The sequence below is a fragment of the Nonomuraea sp. SYSU D8015 genome (assembly GCF_008065375.1).
Taxonomy (GTDB): domain Bacteria; phylum Actinomycetota; class Actinomycetes; order Streptosporangiales; family Streptosporangiaceae; genus Nonomuraea.
Window position 1 is genome coordinate 1 of the sequence record NZ_VJYI01000005.1, and the last position, 21,398, is coordinate 21,398.

Annotated in this window: 28 protein-coding genes; all 28 read left to right on the forward strand. The window is 66.5% G+C overall.

Going from position 1 to position 21,398, the window contains the following annotated elements:
- Nucleotides 1–183 precede the first annotated feature (183 nt).
- The 28 genes from ID574_RS22375 (at nucleotide 184) to ID574_RS22510 (ending at nucleotide 21,368) form a co-directional block, all read left to right on the forward strand.
- Nucleotides 184–4,059 carry a DNA-directed RNA polymerase subunit beta' gene (locus ID574_RS22375; protein WP_188190923.1) on the forward strand — a complete coding sequence of 1,292 codons (3,876 nt, stop codon included), beginning with the start codon at nucleotides 184–186 and terminating at the stop codon, nucleotides 4,057–4,059.
- Nucleotides 4,060–4,787: 728 nt separating this feature from the next.
- Nucleotides 4,788–5,162: a 30S ribosomal protein S12 gene (gene rpsL / locus ID574_RS22380; protein ID WP_043623420.1), complete on the forward strand. Its 375-nt coding sequence runs from the start codon at nucleotides 4,788–4,790 to the stop codon at nucleotides 5,160–5,162.
- Nucleotides 5,163–5,164: 2 nt separating this feature from the next.
- Nucleotides 5,165–5,635: a 30S ribosomal protein S7 gene (rpsG, locus tag ID574_RS22385; RefSeq protein WP_020542314.1), complete on the forward strand. Its 471-nt coding sequence runs from the start codon at nucleotides 5,165–5,167 to the stop codon at nucleotides 5,633–5,635.
- Nucleotides 5,636–5,726: 91 nt separating this feature from the next.
- The gene (gene fusA, locus ID574_RS22390; RefSeq protein ID WP_442939319.1) at nucleotides 5,727–7,775 is read left to right on the forward strand and encodes an elongation factor G; all 2,049 of its coding nucleotides are present in this window, start codon (nucleotides 5,727–5,729) and stop codon (nucleotides 7,773–7,775) included.
- A 144-nt stretch (nucleotides 7,776–7,919) separates the two neighbouring features.
- Entirely contained in the window at nucleotides 7,920–9,113 is a 1,194-nt protein-coding gene (gene tuf, locus ID574_RS22395; RefSeq protein WP_188190925.1) for an elongation factor Tu, read from the forward strand.
- A 251-nt stretch (nucleotides 9,114–9,364) separates the two neighbouring features.
- A complete protein-coding gene (gene rpsJ, locus ID574_RS22400; RefSeq protein ID WP_012887830.1) occupies nucleotides 9,365–9,673 on the forward strand; it encodes a 30S ribosomal protein S10 in 309 nt (102 codons plus the stop codon).
- A 14-nt stretch (nucleotides 9,674–9,687) separates the two neighbouring features.
- Nucleotides 9,688–10,341 carry a 50S ribosomal protein L3 gene (gene rplC / locus ID574_RS22405; RefSeq protein ID WP_188190926.1) on the forward strand — a complete coding sequence of 218 codons (654 nt, stop codon included), beginning with the start codon at nucleotides 9,688–9,690 and terminating at the stop codon, nucleotides 10,339–10,341.
- A complete protein-coding gene (rplD, locus tag ID574_RS22410) occupies nucleotides 10,338–10,991 on the forward strand; it encodes a 50S ribosomal protein L4 (protein ID WP_188190927.1) in 654 nt (217 codons plus the stop codon). Before rplC ends, rplD begins: the two co-directional genes overlap by 4 nt.
- A complete protein-coding gene (rplW, locus tag ID574_RS22415) occupies nucleotides 10,991–11,293 on the forward strand; it encodes a 50S ribosomal protein L23 (protein WP_188190928.1) in 303 nt (100 codons plus the stop codon). Before rplD ends, rplW begins: the two co-directional genes overlap by 1 nt.
- Nucleotides 11,294–11,395: 102 nt before the next feature.
- On the forward strand, nucleotides 11,396–12,232 hold the full coding sequence (gene rplB, locus ID574_RS22420) for a 50S ribosomal protein L2 (RefSeq protein ID WP_188190929.1): 837 nt from the start codon (nucleotides 11,396–11,398) through the stop codon (nucleotides 12,230–12,232).
- 11 nt (nucleotides 12,233–12,243) lie between these two features.
- The gene (rpsS, locus tag ID574_RS22425) at nucleotides 12,244–12,522 is read left to right on the forward strand and encodes a 30S ribosomal protein S19 (RefSeq protein WP_127939591.1); all 279 of its coding nucleotides are present in this window, start codon (nucleotides 12,244–12,246) and stop codon (nucleotides 12,520–12,522) included.
- A 24-nt stretch (nucleotides 12,523–12,546) separates the two neighbouring features.
- A complete protein-coding gene (rplV, locus tag ID574_RS22430; protein ID WP_020542306.1) occupies nucleotides 12,547–12,900 on the forward strand; it encodes a 50S ribosomal protein L22 in 354 nt (117 codons plus the stop codon).
- On the forward strand, nucleotides 12,900–13,733 hold the full coding sequence (rpsC, locus tag ID574_RS22435) for a 30S ribosomal protein S3 (protein ID WP_188190930.1): 834 nt from the start codon (nucleotides 12,900–12,902) through the stop codon (nucleotides 13,731–13,733). Before rplV ends, rpsC begins: the two co-directional genes overlap by 1 nt.
- Before the next feature lie 2 nt (nucleotides 13,734–13,735).
- Nucleotides 13,736–14,155, forward strand: a complete 420-nt coding sequence (gene rplP, locus ID574_RS22440; RefSeq protein ID WP_055506387.1) for a 50S ribosomal protein L16 — start codon at nucleotides 13,736–13,738, stop codon at nucleotides 14,153–14,155.
- Nucleotides 14,155–14,391 (forward strand): 50S ribosomal protein L29, encoded by a 237-nt coding sequence (rpmC, locus tag ID574_RS22445; protein WP_026214152.1) that lies wholly within the window; start codon nucleotides 14,155–14,157, stop codon nucleotides 14,389–14,391. Before rplP ends, rpmC begins: the two co-directional genes overlap by 1 nt.
- Nucleotides 14,384–14,686 (forward strand): 30S ribosomal protein S17, encoded by a 303-nt coding sequence (gene rpsQ, locus ID574_RS22450; RefSeq protein WP_188190931.1) that lies wholly within the window; start codon nucleotides 14,384–14,386, stop codon nucleotides 14,684–14,686. The genes rpmC and rpsQ overlap by 8 nt, the downstream gene beginning before the upstream one ends.
- 229 nt (nucleotides 14,687–14,915) lie before the next feature.
- On the forward strand, nucleotides 14,916–15,287 hold the full coding sequence (rplN, locus tag ID574_RS22455; protein WP_043623452.1) for a 50S ribosomal protein L14: 372 nt from the start codon (nucleotides 14,916–14,918) through the stop codon (nucleotides 15,285–15,287).
- An 11-nt stretch (nucleotides 15,288–15,298) separates the two neighbouring features.
- Complete coding sequence (rplX, locus tag ID574_RS22460; protein WP_223167045.1) at nucleotides 15,299–15,592, forward strand: 50S ribosomal protein L24; 294 nt, start codon at nucleotides 15,299–15,301, stop codon at nucleotides 15,590–15,592.
- Complete coding sequence (gene rplE / locus ID574_RS22465) at nucleotides 15,592–16,167, forward strand: 50S ribosomal protein L5 (protein ID WP_188190933.1); 576 nt, start codon at nucleotides 15,592–15,594, stop codon at nucleotides 16,165–16,167. The genes rplX and rplE overlap by 1 nt, the downstream gene beginning before the upstream one ends.
- Before the next feature lie 3 nt (nucleotides 16,168–16,170).
- Nucleotides 16,171–16,356, forward strand: a complete 186-nt coding sequence (locus tag ID574_RS22470) for a type Z 30S ribosomal protein S14 (protein WP_020542298.1) — start codon at nucleotides 16,171–16,173, stop codon at nucleotides 16,354–16,356.
- A gap of 238 nt (nucleotides 16,357–16,594) precedes the next feature.
- Nucleotides 16,595–16,993 carry a 30S ribosomal protein S8 gene (gene rpsH / locus ID574_RS22475; protein WP_080043229.1) on the forward strand — a complete coding sequence of 133 codons (399 nt, stop codon included), beginning with the start codon at nucleotides 16,595–16,597 and terminating at the stop codon, nucleotides 16,991–16,993.
- Between the two features lie 16 nt (nucleotides 16,994–17,009).
- Complete coding sequence (gene rplF / locus ID574_RS22480; protein ID WP_188190934.1) at nucleotides 17,010–17,552, forward strand: 50S ribosomal protein L6; 543 nt, start codon at nucleotides 17,010–17,012, stop codon at nucleotides 17,550–17,552.
- A 2-nt stretch (nucleotides 17,553–17,554) separates the two neighbouring features.
- Nucleotides 17,555–17,938, forward strand: a complete 384-nt coding sequence (rplR, locus tag ID574_RS22485) for a 50S ribosomal protein L18 (RefSeq protein ID WP_188190935.1) — start codon at nucleotides 17,555–17,557, stop codon at nucleotides 17,936–17,938.
- A 28-nt stretch (nucleotides 17,939–17,966) separates the two neighbouring features.
- The gene (gene rpsE / locus ID574_RS22490; protein WP_188190936.1) at nucleotides 17,967–18,596 is read left to right on the forward strand and encodes a 30S ribosomal protein S5; all 630 of its coding nucleotides are present in this window, start codon (nucleotides 17,967–17,969) and stop codon (nucleotides 18,594–18,596) included.
- A gap of 2 nt (nucleotides 18,597–18,598) precedes the next feature.
- Nucleotides 18,599–18,781, forward strand: a complete 183-nt coding sequence (gene rpmD, locus ID574_RS22495; RefSeq protein WP_020542293.1) for a 50S ribosomal protein L30 — start codon at nucleotides 18,599–18,601, stop codon at nucleotides 18,779–18,781.
- A 2-nt stretch (nucleotides 18,782–18,783) separates the two neighbouring features.
- On the forward strand, nucleotides 18,784–19,239 hold the full coding sequence (gene rplO / locus ID574_RS22500; RefSeq protein ID WP_188190937.1) for a 50S ribosomal protein L15: 456 nt from the start codon (nucleotides 18,784–18,786) through the stop codon (nucleotides 19,237–19,239).
- Between the two features lie 171 nt (nucleotides 19,240–19,410).
- On the forward strand, nucleotides 19,411–20,718 hold the full coding sequence (gene secY / locus ID574_RS22505) for a preprotein translocase subunit SecY (RefSeq protein ID WP_188190938.1): 1,308 nt from the start codon (nucleotides 19,411–19,413) through the stop codon (nucleotides 20,716–20,718).
- Nucleotides 20,718–21,368 carry an adenylate kinase gene (locus ID574_RS22510; RefSeq protein ID WP_185070637.1) on the forward strand — a complete coding sequence of 217 codons (651 nt, stop codon included), beginning with the start codon at nucleotides 20,718–20,720 and terminating at the stop codon, nucleotides 21,366–21,368. Before secY ends, ID574_RS22510 begins: the two co-directional genes overlap by 1 nt.
- Nucleotides 21,369–21,398: the final 30 nt, after the last annotated feature.

Below are 21,398 nucleotides of genomic sequence, written 5' to 3' on the forward strand. Positions count from 1 at the left end.
AGGTCCTCATCAAGGAAATGCAGTCGCTGTGCCTGAACGTCGAGGTGCTCTCCAGCGACGGCATGTCCATCGAGATGCGCGACACCGACGAGGACGTCTTCCGCGCCGCGGAAGAGCTCGGCATCGATCTGTCCCGGCGTGAGCCGAGCAGCGTGGAAGAAGTCTGAGGGGGAGATCGCACAAATGCTTGACGTCAACTTCTTCGACGAGCTTCGGATCGGGCTGGCGACGGCCGACGACATCCGTCAGTGGTCGCACGGCGAGGTCAAGAAGCCGGAGACGATCAACTACCGGACCCTCAAGCCGGAAAAGGACGGGCTCTTCTGCGAGAAGATCTTCGGTCCGACCCGCGACTGGGAGTGCTACTGCGGTAAGTACAAGCGCGTCCGGTTCAAGGGCATCATCTGTGAGCGCTGCGGCGTCGAGGTCACCCGCGCCAAGGTGCGCCGTGAGCGGATGGGCCACATCGAGCTGGCCGCGCCGGTCACGCACATCTGGTACTTCAAGGGCGTCCCGTCGCGCCTGGGCTACCTGCTCGACCTGGCCCCGAAGGACCTGGAGAAGGTCATCTACTTCGCGGCCTACATGATCACGCATGTCGACACCGAGATGCGTGAGCGTGACCTGCCCTCGCTGGAGGCGAAGATCTCCGTCGAGCGGCAGCACATCGAGCAGCGCCGCGACGCCGACATCGAGACCAGGCAGAAGAAGCTCGAGTCCGACCTGGCCGAGCTCGAGGCCGCCGGCGCCAAGGGCGACCAGCGCCGCAAGGTCCGCGAGGGCGCCGAGCGCGAGATGCGTCAGCTCCGTGACCGCGCCCAGCGCGAGCTGGACCGGCTGGAGGAGGTCTGGAGCCGCTTCAAGAACCTCAAGGTCCAGGACCTCGAGGGCGACGAGCTGCTCTACCGCGAGATGCGCGACCGCTTCGGCCGCTACTTCAAGGGCGGCATGGGCGCGCAGGCGATCCAGGACCGCCTGATCAGCTTCGACCTCGAGGCCGAGGCCGAAAACCTGCGCGAGACCATCCGCAGCGGCAAGGGCCAGAAGAAGGCCCGTGCGCTCAAGCGGCTCAAGGTCGTCTCGGCGTTCCTCAACACCACCAACTCGCCGCGCGGCATGGTGCTCGACTGCATTCCGGTCATCCCGCCGGACCTGCGCCCGATGGTGCAGCTCGACGGTGGCCGGTTCGCGACCTCCGACCTCAACGACCTCTACCGCCGGGTCATCAACCGGAACAACCGCCTCAAGCGTCTGCTCGACCTCGGCGCGCCCGAGATCATCGTGAACAACGAGAAGCGGATGCTCCAGGAGGCCGTGGACGCGCTGTTCGACAACGGCCGCCGCGGTCGCCCGGTCACCGGTCCCGGCAACAGGCCGCTGAAGTCCCTGAGCGACATGCTCAAGGGTAAGCAGGGTCGTTTCCGCCAGAACCTGCTGGGCAAGCGAGTCGACTACTCCGGCCGTTCGGTCATCGTCGTCGGCCCGCAGCTCAAGCTGCACCAGTGCGGTCTGCCCAAGCAGATGGCGCTGGAGCTGTTCAAGCCGTTCGTGATGAAGAGGCTCGTGGACCTCAACCACGCGCAGAACATCAAGTCGGCCAAGCGGATGGTCGAGCGCGCCCGCCCCGTGGTGTGGGACGTGCTCGAAGAGGTCATCACCGAGCACCCGGTGCTGCTCAACCGCGCTCCGACGCTCCACCGCCTGGGCATCCAGGCGTTCGAGCCGCAGCTGGTCGAGGGCAAGGCCATCCAGATCCACCCGCTCGTCTGCACCGCGTTCAACGCGGACTTCGACGGCGACCAGATGGCCGTGCACCTGCCGCTGTCGGCTGAGGCCCAGGCCGAGGCACGCATCCTGATGCTCTCGACCAACAACATCCTCAAGCCGGCCGACGGCAAGCCCGTGACGATGCCCACCCAGGACATGGTCATCGGCCTCTACTGGCTGACGACGATGAAGGAAGGCGCGCTGGGCGAGGGCCGCGTGTTCGGCTCGGTCGCCGAGGCGCAGATGGCCTTCGACCGTGGCGAGCTGGACATCCAGGCGAAGATCCAGATCCGGATGCGCGACATCCTGCCGCCGCGCGACTGGGTGGCTCCCGAGGGCTGGGAGCAGGGTGACCCCATCCGGCTGGAGACCACGTTCGGGCGGTGCCTGTTCAACCAGACGCTGCCTGAGAGCTACCCGTTCGTCGACTTCCAGGTCGGCAAGAAGCAGCTGTCCACGATCGTGAACGAGCTGGCGGAGACCTACCCCAAGATCGAGGTCGCCGCTTCGCTCGACGCGCTCAAGGACGCCGGCTTCCGGTGGGCGACGCGCTCCGGCGTCACGATCTCGATCGAGGACGTCGTCGCGCCGCCGAACAAGACCGAGATCATGGAGAACTACGAGCGCCGGGCCGACAAGGTCCAGCGCGAGTACGAGCGCGGTCTGATCACCGACGAGGAGCGCCGTCAGGAGCTCATCGAGATCTGGACGCACGCGACGGCCGACGTCGAGACCGACATGGTCAACGCCTTCCCGGCGACCAACCCGGTCTGGATGATGGTCAACTCCGGCGCCCGTGGTAACAAGATGCAGGTCCGGCAGATCGCGGGCATCCGCGGCCTGGTGTCCAACACCAAGGGCGAGACGATCCCGCGGCCGATCAAGGCCTCGTTCCGCGAGGGCCTGTCGGTGCTGGAATACTTCATCTCCACCCACGGTCAGCGGAAGGGTCTGGCCGACACCGCTCTGCGTACCGCCGACTCGGGTTACCTGACCCGTCGTCTGGTGGACGTGGCGCAGGACGTCATCGTGCGCGAGATCGACTGCGGCACCGACCGCGCGGTCCCGCTGCACGTCGGCGAGCGCGACGCGTCGGGCAGCCTGGTCAAGGCGGAGAACGCCGAGTCCAACGTGCACGGCCGCATCCTGGCCGAGGACGTCGAGGTCGACGGCAAGGTCATCGTCCCGGCGGGTGTCGACATCACCGACGCTCACGTGACGAAGCTGGTCGAGGCCGGCGTCGAGACCGTCCGCACCCGCAGCGCGCTCGTCTGCGAGGCCAAGATCGGTGTCTGCGCGACCTGCTACGGCCGCTCGCTGGCCACCGGCAAGCTCGTGGACGTCGGCGAGGCGGTCGGCATCATCGCCGCCCAGTCGATCGGTGAGCCGGGCACGCAGCTGACGATGCGTACCTTCCACACCGGGGGTGTGGCCGGCGCCGACATCACCCACGGTCTGCCCCGTGTCACGGAGCTGTTCGAGGCGCGCATCCCCAAGGGCGTCGCCCCGATCTCGGAGGCCGAGGGCCGGGTCAGGATCGACGAGACCGACAAGACCAGGAAGGTCGTCATCACTCCGGACGACGGCTCGGAGGAGATCGCCTACCCGGTGTCGATGCGCTCGCGCCTGCTGGTGCAGGACGGCCAGCACGTCTCGGTCGGTCAGCAGCTGGTCGCCGGTGCGGTCAACCCCAACGAGGTGCTGCGCATCCTCGGCCCGCGGGCCGTGCAGCTGCACCTGGTGGCGGAGGTCCAGCAGGTCTACCGCTCGCAGGGTGTGTCGATCCACGACAAGCACATCGAGATCATCGTTCGGCAGATGCTGAAGCGGGTCAACGTGCTGGAGTCCGGCGACACCGACCTGCTGCCCGGTGAGCTCGTGGAGCGTCCGCGCTTCGAGCAGATGAACCGCGAGACCGTGGCCGAGGGCGGTTCGCCCGCCGCCGGCCGTCCGGTGCTCATGGGCATCACCAAGGCCTCACTCGCGACCGAGTCGTGGCTGTCGGCGGCCTCCTTCCAGGAGACGACCAGGGTCCTGACGGACGCGGCGATCCACGCCAAGTCCGACTCGCTCCTGGGCCTGAAGGAGAACGTCATCATCGGTAAGCTCATCCCGGCCGGCACGGGCATGCCGCAGTACCGGAACATCCGGGTGGAGCCGACCGAGGAGGCCAAGGCCGCCATGTACACCGTGGGTGGCTACGACGGCTCCGCGGCCGACTACACCTTCGGCACCGGCAGCGGCGAGGCCGTCCCCCTGGAGGAGTACGACTTCGGCCAGTACAACCGGTGAATTTCTGATCGCCTGTAGGTGACGCGCCCGGGTCTCTCGATCGAGAGCCCCGGGCGCTCTCCTTTCCGGCCCTCTGGATGAAAGGCCAGGGCCGTACTGAGGGGCGAGCCGCCGCACGAGTGGGCCGGTTCTTTCCGTTACGCGCTGCCGTGGCCGCTCCAGTCGCCGTACGGGGCCCAGGGCCCTCCAGGGAGACCCCGCCCACCCACCCCGGCGCCTTCAGTGGCGGGCCGCCGTTACGACGCCTGTGGGCCCGTCCGGGGTTACCCGGTACATCCTCCGCGACACGTCAAACAGACCCCCGCGACACGTCAAACCTATGCGTGAGCTTGGTCGCAGTCCGGTGACGGTTGGCTGTACCGCATACGAAACGGTGTCGGGGCCTATATCATTGGTGCGGAGCTGTAGATGGGCTGGATGAAATAGGCCCCGGCGACCCGGAGTGACAAGGCTTGTCCGCCTTGTCGCGCCGTTTTGACGTGTCGCATGGGCCTGGGTAGTCTTGAGCATCGTGCCCGTCTCTATGCGGGCTCTCGACCGTGCGCTCATTACGGGCGCGGGACGGCTTCCTGGCTCGTAAACCTCGCGGGACGTCTGCGTGAATAGCGCGACACGCCCGAGCGCGGGGGCACCGAGACGGGGAAAACCAGCAGGTCATGACACCGGCAGTACCTGCGAAATGAACCACAAATGACGTAACACCGGCCAAGGCACGAAACGGAGTGGCAGTGCCCACTATTCAGCAGTTGGTCCGCAAGGGCCGGCAGGACAAGGTCGCCAAGACCAAGACTCCTGCCCTCAAGGGGAGTCCGCAGCGGCGCGGCGTGTGCCAGCGCGTCTACACCACGACCCCGAAGAAGCCCAACTCGGCACTGCGCAAGGTGGCCCGCGTTCGGCTCACGAACGGCATCGAGGTCACGGCCTACATCCCCGGTGTGGGCCACAACCTCCAGGAGCACTCCATCGTGCTCGTGCGTGGCGGTCGTGTGAAGGACCTGCCTGGTGTTCGCTACAAGATCATCCGCGGTTCGCTCGACACCCAGGGTGTCCGCAACCGCAAGCAGGCCCGTAGCCGCTACGGCGCGAAGAAGGAGAAGAGCTAACAATGCCTCGCAAGGGTTCTCCTGGCCGTCGTCAGCTCATGGCTGACCCGGTTTACAGCTCGCCGCTGGTCACCGCTCTGATCAACAAGGTGCTCCTCGACGGCAAGCGCTCCATCGCGCAGTCGATCGTCTACGGCGCCCTCGAGGGCTGCAGGGAGAAGACGGGCAACGACCCGGTCGTCACCCTGAAGCGCGCGCTCGACAACGTCAAGCCCACCCTCGAGGTCCGCAGCCGTCGGGTCGGTGGCGCGACCTACCAGGTGCCGGTCGAGGTGCGCGCCGCGCGCAGCACCACCCTGGCCCTGCGCTGGCTGGTGCAGTACTCCCGCGCCCGCCGCGAGAAGACCATGACCGAGCGCCTCATGAACGAGCTCCTCGACGCCAGCAACGGCCTCGGGGCGAGCGTCAAGAAGCGCGAGGACACTCACAAGATGGCCGAGTCCAACAAGGCCTTCGCCCACTACCGCTGGTAACCCCGGCGGGTTCGACGAGACGACGAGGACGCGAGTTAAAGTGGCCGCTACGACCGCTCTTGACCTGGCCAAGGTCCGCAACATTGGGATCATGGCCCATATCGACGCGGGCAAGACCACCACGACCGAGCGCATCCTGTTCTACACCGGCATCAACTACAAGATCGGTGAAGTCCACGAGGGCGCTGCCACCATGGACTGGATGGAGCAGGAGCAGGAGCGCGGCATCACGATCACGTCCGCCGCGACGACCTGCGAGTGGCTCGGTCACACCATCAACATCATCGACACCCCGGGTCACGTCGACTTCACCATCGAGGTGGAGCGTTCGCTCCGCGTCCTCGACGGTGCCGTCGCCGTGTTCGACGGCGTCGCCGGTGTTGAGCCGCAGTCAGAGACGGTGTGGCGTCAGGCGGACCGCTACAACGTCCCGCGCATCTGCTTTGTCAACAAGATGGACCGCGTCGGCGCGGAGTTCCACCGCTGCGTCGACATGATGATCAGCCGTCTGGGCGCCACCCCGGCGGTCATCCAGCTCCCGTGGGGCGTTGAGGCCGACTTCAAGGGCGTCATCGACCTCATCAAGATGAAGGGTCTCATCTGGAGCGCCGAGGCCGCCAAGGGCGAGATGTACGACACCGTCGACATCCCGGCCGACCACGCCGAGGCCGCCCGTGAGTGGCGCGACAAGCTGGTCGAGACCGTCGCCGAGCACGACGACGAGCTGATGGAGCTCTTCCTCGAGGGCCAGGAGCCCACCGAGGAGCAGCTGGTGGCGGCCATCCGCCGCGCCACGCTGGCCAGCGCCATCAACCCGGTGCTGTGCGGCACCGCGTTCAAGAACAAGGGCGTGCAGCCCCTGCTCGACGCGATCGTCGCCTACCTCCCGGCCCCGACCGACATCCCGGCCTTCAAGGGCCACGCGGTCGGCAACGAGGACAAGGTGATCGAGCGTCACGCGGACCCGAGCGAGCCGTTCTCCGCTCTGGCCTTCAAGATCGCCAGCGACCCGCACCTGGGCAAGATCACCTATATCCGCATCTACTCGGGCACGCTCGAGGCCGGTTCACAGGTCGTCAACTCTGTGAAGGGCAAGAAGGAGCGGATCGGCAAGATCTACCAGATGCACGCCAACAAGCGCGAGGAGCGCCCGACGGCCATCGCCGGCCAGATCGTCGCGGTCATGGGTCTGAAGGACACCACGACCGGCGACACCCTGTCCGACCCGTCGAACCAGGTCGTGCTCGAGTCGATGACGTTCCCGGCTCCGGTCATCAACGTCGCCATCGAGCCCAAGACCAAGGGCGACCAGGAGAAGCTGTCGACCGCCATCCAGCGACTGGCCGAGGAGGACCCGTCCTTCCAGGTGCGCCGCGACGAGGAGACCGGTCAGACGGTCATCTGGGGCATGGGCGAGCTTCACCTGGAGATCCTCGTCGACCGCATGCGTCGCGAGTTCAAGGTCGAGGCCAACGTCGGCCGCCCACAGGTCGCCTACCGCGAGACCATCCGCCGCAAGGTGGAGAAGGTCGACTACACCCACAAGAAGCAGACCGGTGGTTCCGGTCAGTTCGCGCGGGTGATCATCGACCTCGAGCCGCTCGGTGAGGGCAACGACGGCTACGAGTTCGAGAACAAGGTCACCGGTGGCCGCGTCCCGAGGGAGTACATCCCCTCGGTCGACGCCGGCGCCCAGGAGGCCGCCGAGTTCGGCGTGCTGGCCGGCTACCCGATGGTGGGCGTGAAGGTGACGCTCCAGGACGGTGCCGCGCACGACGTCGACTCCTCGGAAATGGCCTTCAAGATCGCCGGCTCGATGGCCTTCAAGGAGGCCGCGCGCAAGGCGGACGCCGTGCTCCTCGAGCCGATGATGGCCGTTGAGGTCACCACGCCCGAGGACTACATGGGTGACGTCATCGGTGACCTCAACGGTCGCCGCGGGCAGATCCAGGCGATGGACGAGCGGGCCGGCGCCCGCGTCGTCCAGGCGCTCGTGCCGCTGTCTGAGATGTTCGGCTACGTGGGCGACCTGCGTAGCAAGACGCAGGGGCGGGCGAGCTACAGCATGCAGTTCGACTCCTACGCCGAGGTGCCTCCGGGCATCGCCAAGGAGATCGTCGCGAAGGCCCGGGGCGAATAGGTTCAGGCCTCTAGCGATAGAGGCCGGGACCCAAGTCCTGGTCCCTGGTGGGGTGGTGAGAGCCACCCCGCCGCCTAGGGGTTCGGGAGCTCCCGGGCCCGAGTGTGTAGACGAAAGTCAGTCAGATTCTCAAGGAGAGAACCAGTGGCTAAGGCCAAGTTCGAGCGGACCAAGCCGCACATGAACATCGGCACCATTGGGCACATCGACCACGGCAAGACCACGCTGACCGCGGCGATCACCAAGGTGCTCCACGACCGGTACCCCGAGCTGAACAAGGCGACCCCGTTCGACAAGATCGACAAGGCGCCGGAGGAGAAGGCTCGTGGCATCACGATCTCCATCGCGCACGTCGAGTACCAGACCGAGAAGCGCCACTACGCCCACGTGGACTGCCCCGGTCACGCCGACTACGTGAAGAACATGATCACCGGTGCCGCCCAGATGGACGGCGCCATCCTGGTGGTCGCCGCCACCGACGGCCCGATGCCGCAGACGAAGGAGCACGTCCTCCTGGCCCGCCAGGTCGGCGTTCCCTACATCGTCGTGGCCCTCAACAAGGCCGACATGGTCGACGACGAGGAGATCCTCGAGCTGGTCGAGCTCGAGGTCCGCGAGCTCCTGTCCGCTCAGGAGTTCCCGGGCGACGACCTGCCGGTCGTGCGCGTCTCCGCCCTGAAGGCGCTCGAGGGCGACGCCAAGTGGGCCGACAGCATCATCGAGCTCATGAACGCCGTGGACGAGAACGTCCCCGAGCCGCCGCGTGAGACGGACAAGCCGTTCCTCATGCCGGTCGAGGACGTCTTCTCGATCACCGGTCGCGGTACGGTCGTCACCGGCCGTATCGAGCGCGGTGTCGTCAAGGTCAACGAGCAGGTCGACATCATCGGCATCAAGCCGGAGAAGACCACCACCACCGTCACCAGCATCGAGATGTTCAACAAGATGCTCGACGAGGGTCACGCCGGTGACAACGCCGCCCTGCTGCTCCGCGGCATCAAGCGCGACGAGGTCGAGCGCGGCCAGTGCATCATCAAGCCGGGCACGACCACCCCGCACACCGAGTTCGAGGGCCAGGTCTACATCCTGTCCAAGGACGAGGGCGGCCGCCACACGCCGTTCTTCAACAACTACCGCCCGCAGTTCTACTTCCGTACGACTGACGTGACCGGTGTCGTGCACCTCCCCGAGGGCACCGAGATGGTCATGCCGGGCGACAACACCGAGATGCGCGTTGAGCTGATCCAGCCCATCGCCATGGAGGAAGGCCTCAAGTTCGCGATCCGTGAGGGTGGCCGCACCGTCGGCGCCGGCCGGGTCACGAAGATCATCAAGTAGCTAGACCGTCGGGGCGGCGGTCGGCCCCGGTTTCCGGGACCGACCGCCGCACGGCTGAGAGGACCTCACGGCTGAGGCCGTGATCCAGCAGTTCCTTCGGACCTGTGACCGAAGTAACTGCCGGATCACGGAAGAAAAGGCAGATCCACTACGTCTGTCCCGTGGGGTCACGCAGGGTTTACCTGCACCAAGAACGGCAACCTGCCGCACGATACTTTTTCAAGACGACAGCGAAGGACACCGAGGCCACTATGGCGGGACAGAAGATCCGCATCCGGCTTAAGGCCTATGACCACGAGGTCATCGACAGCTCGGCCAAGAAGATCGTCGAGACGGTGACGCGGACTGGCGCGAAGGTCGCGGGCCCGGTGCCGCTGCCGACCGAGAAGAACGTGTACTGCGTCATCCGCTCGCCGCACAAGTACAAGGACAGCCGCGAGCACTTCGAGATGCGCACGCACAAGCGGCTGATTGACATCATCGACCCGACCCCCAAGACGGTCGACTCGCTCATGCGGCTCGACCTCCCTGCGGGTGTCGACATTTCGATCAAGCTCTGAGGGAACGCACTGACATGGCTAAGACGATCAAGGGCGTCCTGGGCAAGAAGCTCGGCATGACCCAGGTCTTCGACGCGGACAACCGGATCATCCCGGTGACCGTGGTCGAGGCCGGTCCGTGCGTGGTGACCCGCGTCCGCACCCCCGAGAAGGACGGCTACTCCGCCATCCAGCTCGGCTTCGGGCAGGTCGACCCACGGAAGGTCAACAAGCCGCTCGGCGACTACCTGCGCAAGCACGACATCACCCCGCGCCGTTACTTCGCGGAGATCCGCACCGACGACGCGAGCGACTACACCCTGGGCCAGGAGCTGCTGGCCGACACCTTCGAGGCTGGCCAGTTCGTCGACGTGACGGGCAAGAGCAAGGGCAAGGGCTTCGCCGGTGTCATGAAGCGGCACGGCTTCGGTGGTCTGGGCGCGTCGCACGGTACGCAGCGCAAGCACCGCTCGCCGGGTTCCATCGGTGGCTGCGCCACCCCGGGCCGCGTTTTCAAGGGTCTGCGCATGGCTGGCCGGATGGGCAACGTCCGCACCACTGTGCAGAGCCTCAAGGTTCACTCCGTGGACGCCGAGAAGGGTCTCATCCTGATCAAGGGTGCGATCCCCGGCGCCAACGGCAGCCTGGTCCTCGTCCGTACCGCTGCCAAGAAGGGGGCTGCCAAGTGAGCACCACCACTATTGACGTCCTCGACGCCAGCGGCGCGAAGGCCGGCACCGTTGACCTGCCCGAAGACGTCTTCGGCGCCAAGGTCAACGTCCCGCTGATCCACCAGGTGGTCGTGGCCCAGCTCGCCGCTCGCCGGCAGGGCACCCACAAGGCCAAGACCCGCGGTGAGGTCTCCGGCGGCGGCAAGAAGCCGTACCGCCAGAAGGGCACCGGCCGCGCCCGCCAGGGCTCGACCCGCGCGCCGCAGTTCGCCGGCGGTGGCACCGTCCACGGCCCCGTGCCGCGCGACTACGCGCAGCGCACGCCCAAGAAGATGAAGGCCGCCGCCCTGCGCGGCGCCCTGTCCGACCGGGCGAGCGGCGGCCGCGTCCACGTGGTCAGCTCGCTGGTCACGGGGGAGACCCCCAAGACCAAGGCCGCGCTCGAGGCGCTGCGCAAGGTCACCCAGGCTCCCCGGGTGCTCGTCGTGGTCGACGAGGCCGACGAGCTGACGTGGCTGAGCCTGCGCAACGCCCCTGAGGTCCACCTGCTGGACGCCGGGCAGCTCAACACCTACGACGTGCTCGTGCACGACGACGTGGTCTTCACGCAGGAGGCTTACGACCAGGTCGTCGCTCGCCTGAGCCAGGGCGGGAAGGAAGACGCCTGATGGAGAAGATCGCCGACCCGCGCGACGTCATCATCAAGCCGGTCGTCTCTGAGAAGAGCTACGGCCTGATCGATGAGCACAACAAGTACACGTTCCTGGTGAAGAACACCGCGAACAAGACCCAGGTCAAGATCGCCGTTGAGCAGATCTTCGGGGTCAAGGTCACCAGCGTGAACACGATCAACCGGCAGGGCAAGCGCAAGCGGACCCGCACCGGCTACGGCAAGCGTCCCGACACCAAGCGCGCGATCGTGAGCCTGGTCGAGGGCGATCGGATCGACATCTTCGGTCAGATCGGCTAGCAGCCTGAGAAAGTGAGCGGTCCGCAAGGCCCGCGGGTCGAGACCGTCGCACTCCGGTGCGGCGGGCTCACCCATGTAACCGACGAAGGATGAACGAAAAAGATGGGCATCCGTAAATACAAGCCGACGACTCCGGGTCGCCGCGGGTCGAGTGTCTCGGACTTCTCCGAGATCACTCGCAGCACGCCCGAGAAGTCGCTGCTTGCGCCCCTTCACAACAAGGGCGGCCGCAACGTACACGGCCGAGTCACCGCCCGCCACCAGGGCGGCGGTCACAAGCGTGCCTACCGGATCATCGACTTCCGCAGGCACGACAAGGACGGCATCCCGGCCAAGGTCGCGCACATCGAGTACGACCCCAACCGCACCGCCAACATCGCTCTGCTGCACTACGCCGACGGCGAGAAGCGCTACATCATCGCGCCGACCGGCCTCAAGCAGGGCGACCGCATCGAGAACGGCCCCAGCGCCGACATCAAGACGGGCAACTGCCTGCCGCTGCGCAACATCCCGACCGGTACCTTCATCCACGCGGTGGAGCTGCGTCCGGGCGGGGGCGCCAAGCTCGGCCGCAGCGCGGGCGCCCAGATCCAGCTGCTCGCCAAGGAAGGCCAGTACGCCACCCTGCGTATGCCGTCCGGTGAGATGCGCATGGTCGACGTGCGCTGCCGGGCGACGGTGGGCCAGGTCGGCAACGCCGAGCAGGCCAACATCAACTGGGGCAAGGCCGGCCGTATGCGGTGGAAGGGCAAGCGCCCGACCGTTCGCGGTGTCGCGATGAACCCCGTCGACCACCCGCACGGTGGTGGTGAGGGCAAGACCTCCGGTGGTCGCCACCCGGTGAACCCGAAGGGCAAGCCCGAGGGCCGCACCCGCCAGGCCAACAAGTCCAGCGACCGGCTGATCATCCGTCGTCGGAGCAAGAGGAAGAAGCGGTAGGAGCAGCCGAAATGCCACGTAGCCTTAAGAAGGGTCCCTTCGTGGACGACCACCTTGCCAAGAAGGTGGACGCCCAGAACGAGAAGGGCACCAAGAACGTCATCAAGACGTGGTCGCGGCGCTCCATGATCGTTCCTGACATGCTCGGGCACACGATCGCCGTGCACGACGGCCGCAAGCACGTCCCGGTGTTCATCACCGAGTCCATGATCGGCCACAAGCTCGGAGAGTTCGCCCCCACGCGGACGTTCCGCAGCCACGTCAAGGAAGACCGCCGCAGCCGGCGGTAAGCGTCCCGGAAGTAGGAGAAAGCGATGGAAGCCAGGGCTCAGGCGCGGTTCGTCCGTGTCACGCCCCAGAAGGCCCGCCGCGTGGTGGACCTCATTCGCGGGCTGCCCGCTTCGGAGGCGCAGGCCGTGCTGCAGTTCGCTCCCCAGTCGGCGAGCGAGCCGATCTACAAGGTGCTCAGCAGCGCGATGGCGAACGCGGAGCACAACTTCGACCTCGACCCGCAGACGCTCGTCGTCAGCCGGGCCTGGGTCGACGAGGGCCCGACGCTGAAGCGGTTCCGCCCGCGTGCACAGGGTCGCGCCTATCGGATCAACAAGCGGACGAGCCACATCACTGTGATCGTGGAGTCCCGCGAGCCGAAGGGAAGGACCCGATAGTGGGCCAGAAGGTTAACCCGCACGGGTTCCGCCTCGGCATCACGACCGACTTCAAGAGCCGGTGGTACGCCGACAAGCTGTACAAGTCGTACGTCGCCGAGGACGTGGCGATCCGCCGCATGCTGCAGAAGGGCATGGAGCGGGCCGGCATCTCCAAGGTCGAGATCGAGCGCACCACGGACCGCGTGCAGGTGGACATCCACACCGCGCGTCCGGGCATCGTGATCGGCCGGCGCGGCGCCGAGGCGGACCGTATCCGTGGCGACCTGGAGAAGCTGACCAAGAAGCAGGTCCAGCTCAACATCCTCGAGGTCAAGAACCCGGAGATCGACGCGCAGCTCGTCGCGCAGGGCGTGGCCGAGCAGCTGTCCAGCCGTGTCTCGTTCCGCCGCGCCATGCGCAAGGCGATGCAGTCGGCCATGAAGTCCGGCGCCAAGGGCATCCGTGTCCAGTGCGCGGGTCGTCTGGGCGGCGCCGAGATGTCGAGGTCGGAGTTCTACCGCGAGGGCCGCGTGCCGCTGCACACGCTCCGCGCGGACATCGACTACGGCTTCTACGAGGCCCGTACGACCTTCGGCCGCATCGGCGTGAAGGTCTGGATCTACAAGGGCGAGGCTCCGACCAGCCGCGCCGAGCGCGAGGCGGCCGCCGCCGGCGCTCGTGCCGGTCAGCGTCGCGAGCGCGACGACCGCCGTGGCGGCGGCGGTGACCGTCCCCGTCGTGGCGGCGGCGACCGTCCGCGTCGCGGCGGCCGCGCCCCCCGCACCGAGGCGGCCTCGCAGGCCGCCCCCGAGACCGGCCCGGCCGCGCAGCCGGGTGCTGAAGGGAGCTGACCATGCTGATCCCGCGCAGGGTCAAGCACCGCAAGCAGCACCGGCCCGACCGCAGCGGAGCCGCCAAGGGCGGCACCAGGGTCGTGTTCGGCGAGTTCGGCATCCAGGCGATTGAGCACTCCTACGTGACCAACCGCCAGATCGAGTCCGCTCGTATCGCCATGACCCGTCACATCCGCCGTGGCGGCAAGGTGTGGATCAACATCTACCCCGACCGTCCGCTCACGAAGAAGCCCGCCGAGACCCGCATGGGTTCCGGTAAGGGTTCGCCGGAGTGGTGGATCGCCAACGTCAAGCCCGGACGCGTGATGTTCGAGCTGTCCGGCGTGGCGGAGCCGATCGCTCGCGAGGCGCTTCAGCGTGCGATCCACAAGCTCCCAATGAAGTGCAAGATCGTTAAGCGTGAAGTGGGTGAGGCGTGATGGCTAAGGGCCTGACCGCCGGCGAGCTGCGAGTGGAGGACCAGGACACCCTGGTCCAGAAGCTGAAGGAGGCGAAGGAGGAGCTGTTCAACCTCCGCTTCCAGGCGGCGACCGGTCAGTTGGAGAGCCACGGGCGGCTGCGCGCCGTCCGCCGCGAGATCGCCCGTATCTACACCGTGATGCGCGAGCGCGAGCTCGGCATCGTCACGGTCGAGAAGGAGTCGAGCGATGGCTGAGACCGAGACCACCAACACCGAGGCCGCCGAGGCCGCGGGCAAGCAGCGGAACTTCCGCAAGGTCCGCGAGGGCCTCGTCGTCAGCGACAAGATGGACAAGACCGTCGTCGTCGCCGTCGAGGACCGCGTGAAGCACCGTCTGTACGGCAAGGTCATCCGCCGGACGACCAAGTACAAGGCGCACGACGAGGCCAACGCCTGCGGCGTCGGCGACCGCGTGCTGCTCATGGAGACCCGCCCCCTCTCCGCCACCAAGCGGTGGAGGGTCGTGGAGATCCTCGAGAAGGCGAAGTAGTCCTTCTCGGATATACCGCGCCTCGTGGGGGCTCTCAGAGCCCCCATGACGGCGTCCAAGGACGCGGGGCCTACCGGCCTCGCGTCGCCTGCGGTGCGGCGCCGCAGGCCGTCTGCGTGCCTCTGAGAGGCGCGGAGACGGTCCGCGGGGCTGTGGCCGGAGGACCAAGACAACAGCAGGTTCCGCCAGGCTCAGAAATGAGAACCGGCGCGACTAACAGGAGTTCAACGTGATCCAGCAGGAGTCGCGGCTCAAGGTCGCCGACAACACGGGCGCGAAGGAGATCCTTTGCATCCGTGTTCTCGGTGGCTCGGGCCGACGCTACGCCGGTATCGGCGACGTCATCGTCGCCACTGTCAAGGACGCGCTGCCCGGCAGCACGGGCGTCAAGAAGGGCGACGTGGTCAAGGCCGTCGTCGTCCGCACGGTCAAGGAGCGCCGCCGGCCCGACGGCTCCTACATCCGCTTCGACGAGAACGCCGCCGTCATCATCAAGGACAGCGGCGACCCTCGTGGCACTCGTATCTTCGGCCCGGTCGGCCGCGAGCTGCGCGACAAGAAGTTCATGCGCATCATCTCGCTCGCCCCGGAGGTGTTGTAATGCCGAAGTCGCTGCATGTGAAGAAGGGTGACCTGGTCCAGGTCATCGCCGGCAAGGACAAGGGTGCCAAGGGCCGTGTGATCGCCGCTCTGCCGCGCGAGGACCGCGTGGTGGTCGAGGGCGTCAACATGATCAAGAAGCACCAGAAGGAGACCCACCAGGGCCCGCGCGGCGCCAAGACCGGCGGCGTGCAGACCATGGAGGCTCCCATCCACGTCTCGAACGTGAAGAAGCTCAAGGACGAGAAGCCCGCCGAGAAGAAGGCCGACGAGAAGAAGGCCGACGAGACGGGTGAGGACAGCTGATGACTGCCACGACCACTGAGACCGAGCGCCTGACGCCGCGACTCAAGACGAAGTACCGCGAGGAGATCGCGCAGCAGCTTCGCGAGCAGTTCGGCATCCAGAACGTGATGCAGATCCCGGGCCTGACCAAGATCAAGGTCAACATGGGTGTCGGAGAGGCGGCTCGCGACTCCAAGCTCATCGAGGGTGCCGTCCGCGACCTCACCGCGATCACCGGCCAGAAGCCGGCCGTCGTCCGGGCCCGCAAGTCCATCGCCCAGTTCAAGCTGCGCGAGGGCATGCCGATCGGCGCGCACGTCACGCTGCGCGGCGACCGCATGTGGGAGTTCCTCGACCGGCTGCTGTCGCTGGCGCTGCCGCGCATCAGGGACTTCCGTGGCCTGTCGCCGAAGCAGTTCGACGGCAACGGCAACTACACGTTCGGTCTGACCGAGCAGGTCATGTTCCACGAGGTCGACCAGGACAAGGTCGACCGGCCGCGAGGCATGGACATCACGATCGTGACCACCGCGACGAACGACGACCAGGGCCGGGCGCTGCTGAAGCTCCTCGGCTTCCCGTTCAAGGAGGCCTGACAGATGGCGAAGAAGTCGCTGATCGCCAAGGCGGGGCGCAAGCAGAAGTTCGAGGTCCGGGCGTACACCCGGTGCTCTCGCTGTGGCCGGCCCCGCGCCGTCTACCGCAAGTTCGGGCTCTGCCGCGTGTGCTTCCGCGAGATGGCGCACCGGGGCGAGCTTCCCGGCATCACCAAGTCGAGCTGGTAGATACTCTGGGGGCCGGCCTCGTGTCGCCCCCAGGGCAATCGCCGCCACACATATTTCCGTAAGAAGACAGGACGCACCGCGTCCGTGACCACGCCGAAGGTCCACCGGCAGAGCACGGAGAGGTAGCCGAAGCGGACACCGAGGGATGCGATGCAGACCTCAGGGTGCAAGCTGAGGCGGACTCGACCATTAGCGCTGCTTGGCCGACTGGAAACCGCGGCGAGGAAGGCCACTGGCCATGACGATGACCGACCCGATCGCAGACATGCTCACGCGTCTGCGCAACGCGAATTCGGCGTACCACGACAGCGTGTCGATGCCGTACTCGAAGATCAAGGCGCACATCGCCGAGATCCTCCAGCAGGAGGGTTACATCCAGGCTTGGACCGTCGAGGACGCCAAGGTTGGCAAGAACCTCGTGGTGGAGCTCAAGTTCGGGCCTACCCGTGAGCGGTCGCTCTCGGGCCTGCGCCGGGTTTCCAAGCCTGGTCTGCGGGTTTATGCGAAGAAGGACAACCTGCCTCGAGTCCTGGGCGGACTGGGCGTCGCGATCATCTCGACGTCCCACGGCCTCATGACCGACAAGCAGGCCGGCAAGCGTGGTGTGGGCGGGGAAGTCCTCGCCTACGTCTGGTAGAGGGGAGGAACCCAGCATGTCGCGAATCGGACGACTGCCCATCCCTGTACCCAGTGGCGTAGACATCACGATCGACGGCCAGAACGTTCAGGTGAAGGGCCCGAAGGGCACGCTGAGCCACACGGTCGCCGAGCCCATCAAGGTGGCTCGGGACGACGACGGCGCCATCGCCGTCAGCCGGCCCAGCGACGAGAACAAGGTGCGTGCGCTGCACGGCCTGTCCCGGACGCTGATCGCCAACATGGTGCAGGGCGTCACCCAGGGCTACTCGAAGTCCCTGGAGATCGTCGGCGTCGGTTATCGCGTCCAGGCCAAGGGCCCGACGCAGCTGGAGTTCTCGCTGGGCTTCAGCCACCCGGTCATCGTCGACGCCCCCGAGGGCGTCACCTTCCGCGTCGAGAAGCCGACCCTGTTCCACGTGGACGGCATCGACAAGCAGAAGGTCGGCGAGGTCGCGGCCAACATCCGCAAGTTGCGCAAGCCTGACCCGTACAAGGGCAAGGGCGTGCGCTACCAGGGCGAACAGATCCGCCGCAAGGTCGGAAAGGCTGGTAAGTAGGCATGGCTCCGAAGACTGCGTTCAGCAAGCACACGGCTGCCCGCACGGTCTCGCGGGCCCGCCGTCACCGCCGCGTCCGCAAGAAGGTGGTCGGCACGGCCGCGCGTCCGCGCCTGGTCGTCAACCGCTCGACCCGTCACATGTTCGTCCAGATCGTGGACGACACCGTCGGCCACACGCTGGTGAGCGCGTCCACCATGGACGCCTCGCTGCGCACGCTGGAGGCGGACAAGACCGAGAAGGCGAAGAAGGTCGGCGAGCTCCTCGCTCAGCGGGCCAAGGAAGCCGGGATCACCCAGGTCGTCTTCGACCGCGGTGGAAACCGCTACGCCGGGCGCATCGCCGCTCTGGCGGACAGCGCCCGCGAAGGCGGGCTCGAGTTCTGATGACCGCAATTGAGATGAGGAACCACTGATGGCTGCAGCTCCGCGTCGCGGTGGCGGCACCGGTGGCGAGCGGCGGGACCGTCGTGACGATCGCCGCGGTGGCGCCGCTGAGAAGGGCGTCTCGTACATCGAGCGCGTAGTGAAGATCAACCGAGTGGCCAAGGTCGTGAAGGGTGGTCGTCGCTTCAGCTTCACCGCCCTCGTCGTCGTCGGCGACGGCAACGGCCTGGTCGGCGTCGGCTACGGCAAGGCCAAGGAAGTGCCCGCGGCCATCGCCAAGGGCGTCGAGGAGGCCAAGAAGCACTTCTTCAAGGTGCCTCGGATCCAGGGCACCATCCCGCACACCGTGCAGGGCGAGGAGGCGGCCGGCGTCGTCTTCCTGCGTCCGGCCTCGGCCGGTACCGGCGTCATCGCCGGTGGCCCGGTGCGTGCGGTGCTGGAGTGCGCCGGCATCCACGACGTGCTGTCCAAGTCGCTCGGCTCGGACAACCCGATCAACATCGTGCACGCCACCGTGGCGGCTCTGAAGGGCCTCTCGCGCCCCGAGGAGATCGCCGCCCGCCGTGGCCTGCCGATCGAGGACGTCGCCCCGCCGGCCATGCTGAAGGCTCAGCGCGAAGGCCTCGCCGAGGCGGCGGCCGCGAAGGCGGTGAGCTAGTCATGGCACGCCTGAAGATCACTCAGGTTCGCTCGAAGATCGGTGGCAAGCAGAACCAGCGTGACTCGCTGCGCTCGCTTGGCCTGAAGCGAATCGGCGACGTCGTCGTCAAGGAGGACCGTCCCGAGATTCGCGGGATGGTCGCCGTGGTGACGCACCTCGTCGAGGTGGAAGAGGTCGACTAGTCATGACTGACAAGGCTCCGCTCAAGATTCACGACCTCCGTCCGGCCCCCGGCGCCAACAAGGCCAAGATCCGCAAGGGTCGCGGCGAGGCGTCCAAGGGCAAGACGGCCGGTCGCGGCACCAAGGGCACGCACGCCCGCACCACGATGCTCCCGGGCTTCGAGGGTGGCCAGGTGCCGCTGCAGAGGCGTCTGCCGAAGCTCAAGGGCTTCTCCAACGCCCTGTTCAAGACGACCTACCAGGTCGTCAACCTCGACAGGATCGGCGAGCTGTTCCCCGAGGGTGGCGAGGTCACCGTCGAGGCTCTGGTCGCCAGGGGTGCTGTCCGTAAGAACCAGCTCGTGAAGGTCCTCGGCACCGGTGAGATCTCGGTCGCGGTCAACGTGCAGGCTCACGCCTTCTCGTCCGCCGCGAAGGAGAAGATCGCCGCCGCCGGTGGCTCCGTTACCGAGCTGTAGTAACGCTATGACGAGGCGTGGGGGTTCTGACAATGGGCCCCCACGCCCGTAGTGCGTTAGAGTTCGCGAGACGGCAGGCTTCTGTCCGGCTCGTTTTGACAATGAGACTCAGATGGCAGATCCCCGCACCATCGCATACTCACATCGCCGAATAGGCGCGCAGGAGGGACCGTGCTGACCGCGTTTACCCGGGCGTTCCGGACGCCGGACCTGCGCAAGAAGTTGCTCTTCACCCTGGGCATCATCGCGCTTTTCCGTCTCGGCTCGGTTCTTCCGACACCGGGAGTTCACGTACAGAATCTGGCGGCCTGTTTCGACCAGGCACGCAGTGGAGCGTCCGGCAACATCTACGGGATGGTGCAGCTGTTCAGCGGCGGCGCCCTCCTGAAACTTTCCGTGTTCGCACTGGGCATCATGCCGTACATCACCGCGAGCATCATCCTCCAGTTGCTCGTCGTGGTGATTCCGCGCCTCGAGGCGCTGAAGAAGGAAGGCCAGGCCGGCCAGTCGAAGATCACGCAGTACACGCGTTATCTGACCATCGGCCTCGCCGTGCTGCAGTCGACCGCGTTCATCGCCCTGGCCCGCACCGGCCAGCTCTTCCCCGACTGCCAGCAGCAGGTGCTGCTCGACCCCGACAACATCTACGGCATCGTCACGATGGTGGTCATCATGACGGCCGGCACGTCCGTCATCATGTGGCTGGGCGAGCTGATCACCGACCGGGGCGTCGGCAACGGCATGTCCATTCTGATCTTCACCCAGGTCGTCGCGGTGTTCCCGGCCGAGCTGGCCAACATCTTCCAGCAGAAGGGCGCGTTCACCTTCACGATCGTCATGGTCGTGGGCATCTTCATGATCGCCGCGGTGGTCTTCGTCGAGCAGGCGCAGCGGCGCATCCCTGTGCAGTACGCCAAGCGGATGGTCGGGCGCAGGATGTACGGCGGCACGTCGACCTACATCCCGCTCAAGGTCAACCAGGCCGGCATCATCCCGGTCATCTTCGCCTCGTCGCTGCTCTATCTGCCGCAGCTGATCACCTCGCTCTTCCAGACCAGCGACAACGTAGTGGTCCGGTGGTTGTCGCAGAACTTCATCACGGGCGACACGCCGATCTACATGGCCTCGTTCTTCCTGTTGATCGTCTTCTTCACGTACTTCTACGTGTCGATTACGTTCAACCCCACTGAAGTCGCCGACAACATGAAGAAGTACGGTGGTTTCATTCCGGGCATCCGCCCCGGCCGGCCGACGGCTGAATACCTGAACTTCGTGCTCACCCGTCTGACCGCGCCCGGCGCGCTCTATCTGGGTCTGATCTCCATGGTCCCGATCGTCGCGCTGGCGGTTGCCGGTGCGAGCCAGAACTTCCCGTTCGGAGGGACGAGCATTCTGATCATGGTAGGCGTCGGTCTGGACACGGTGAAGCAGATCGAGAGCCAGCTGCAGCAGCGTAATTACGAAGGCTTCCTGCGGTAGTGCGTCTCGTTCTGGTCGGGCCCCCCGGAGCGGGTAAGGGGACACAGGCCCAGTACATCGCATCCAACCTGTCCATCCCGAAGATCTCGACAGGTGACATCTTCCGTGCCAACGTCTCGGGCGGCACGGACCTTGGCAAGCTGGCCAAGACGTACATGGACCGTGGCGACCTGGTGCCCGACGAGGTCACCATCGCCATGGTCCGTGACCGCCTCTCGGAGGACGACGCGCAGGACGGCTTCCTGCTCGACGGCTTCCCACGCAATGTCGCGCAGGCCGAGATCCTGCGCGACATGCTCAAGGACTGGGGCCAGGCGCTGGACCTCGTCCTCGAGCTCGTCGTCGACGACGACGAGGTGGTCAGGCGGCTGGCCGGCCGGCGCACCTGCAGCCAGTGCGGGCGCATCTGGCACGTCGAGTTCGACGACAAGAAGGACGACAAGTGCGACGCGTGCGGGGGCGCGCTGTTCCAGCGGGACGACGACAAGGAGGAGACCGTCCGGCACCGGCTGGAGGTCTACCAGGAGCAGACGGCGCCGCTGGTCTCTTACTACGCCGACGAGGGCATCCTCGTGGGGGTCGACGCGACCGGACCGGTCGAGGAGGTCACCCAGCGGGCCATGGAGGCGATCAGGCCGTTCATGGGCTAGCTGCGGCGGCACCCACGCGCAGAGGTGGCA